Here is a 1,611-nt window from a genome sequence, read left to right on the forward strand (position 1 = left end):
GGCGGTTTCAACCGTGACCGTGGCGACCGTCCGTCGGGTGGTTTCAACCGCGATGACCGTGGTGGCGACCGTGGCGGCTTCCGTCGTGACGACCGTCCCTCGGGCGGCGGTTTCAACCGTGACCGCGGCGACCGCCCCTCGGGTGGTGGCGGCTTCCGTCGCGATGACCGTCCGAGTGGCTTCAACCGTGACCGTGACGACCGTCCGCGTCGTGACGACCGCCCGTCGGGTGGTTTCAACCGCGATGACCGTGGTGGCGACCGTGGCGGCTTCCGTCGTGACGACCGTCCGTCCGGTGGCGGCTTCAACCGTGACCGTGGCGACCGCCCCTCGGGTGGTTTCAACCGCGACGACCGTGGCGGCGACCGTGGCGGCTTCCGTCGTGACGACCGCCCCTCGGGCGATGGCTTCAACCGTGACCGTGGCGACCGTCCGTCGGGTGGTTTCAACCGCGACGACCGCGGTGGCGACCGTGGCGGCTACCGCGGCAACCGCGACGACCGCCGTGACGACCGGGGCGGCTACGACGACCGTCGCGGCAACTACGAGCCCGTCAAGCGCCTGCCGATCCCGGAGGACGTCACCGGCTTCGAGCTGGACGGGGACGTGCGCCAGGAGCTCAAGAGCCTTCCCAAGACGCTCGCGGACGACGTCGCCCGCAACCTGGTGATGGTGGCCCGCCTGCTCGACACCGAGCCGGAGGAGGCCTACCAGTTCTCCCGCGTCGCGCTCCGTCTGGCCTCCCGCGTGGCTGCCGTCCGTGAGGCGGCCGGTTTCGCCTCGTACATGACGCAGCGGTACTCCGAGGCGCTGACCGAGTTCCGTGCCGCCCGTCGGATGACCGGCCGTGCGGACCTGTGGCCGGTGATGGCCGACTGCGAGCGCGGTCTGGGCCGTCCGGAGCGGGCCCTGGCGATGGCCGGTGAGCCCGAGGTGAAGCAGCTGGACAAGGCCGGCCAGGTCGAGATGCGTCTGGTCTCCGCCGGCGCCCGCTCCGACATGGAGCAGTTCGACGCGGCCGTGGTGACCCTGCAGAGCCCGGAGCTGGCTTCCAGCGCCGTGCACCCGTGGACCGCGCGTCTCCGGTACGCCTACGGCGAGGCGCTGATCGCGGCCGGCCGTGGCGACGAGGCCCGTGACTGGTTCGCGAAGGCGGCCGAGGCCGACACCGAGGGCACGACCAACGCGGCGGAGCGCCTGGCCGAGATCGACGGTGTGGAGTTCGTGGACGCGCTCGACCCGGAGATGGCCGAGGAGGAGTTCGAGCAGGCCGACGCCCCGGCGAAGAAGCGCGGCGGCGAGGCCTCCGACGACCGCGTGATCTTCGAGGACGAGGAGAACGTCGAGGAGTACTACGACGAGGACGACCTCGAGATCGACGAGGAGTTCGACGGCGTGGTGCCCGCGCGCGCCACCGAGGCCAAGGACGAGGCCAAGGACGAGCCGAAGGCTGACGCCGAGGCCAAGGGCGACGCCCGCAGCTGAGCGGTTCCGACCGACGAGTGAGGCCCTGCCCGCTTCCCCCGCACAAAAATAGGGGGGGCGGGGGGGGGGCGGGGGGGGTGTGGGGGGGGGCGCCCCCCCCCGCTGGGGTGGGACGCGCACACCCGC

1 protein-coding gene and 1 pseudogene are annotated in these 1,611 nt (G+C 72.3%); both read left to right on the forward strand.

The window, feature by feature from the left end; genetic code table 11:
- A pseudogene (locus tag ACFV61_RS29130) lies at positions 1-534 on the forward strand (RNA helicase); the annotation flags it as partial.
- Between the two features lie 72 nt (positions 535-606).
- Positions 607-1,485, forward strand: coding sequence for a hypothetical protein (locus ACFV61_RS29135; RefSeq protein WP_380379796.1), 879 nt, complete (start codon positions 607-609; stop codon positions 1,483-1,485).
- The last annotated feature ends 126 nt before the right edge of the window (positions 1,486-1,611 follow it).

Origin of the sequence: Kitasatospora sp. NPDC059817 (assembly GCF_042731835.1) — a bacterium.
GTDB lineage: Bacteria > Actinomycetota > Actinomycetes > Streptomycetales > Streptomycetaceae > Kitasatospora.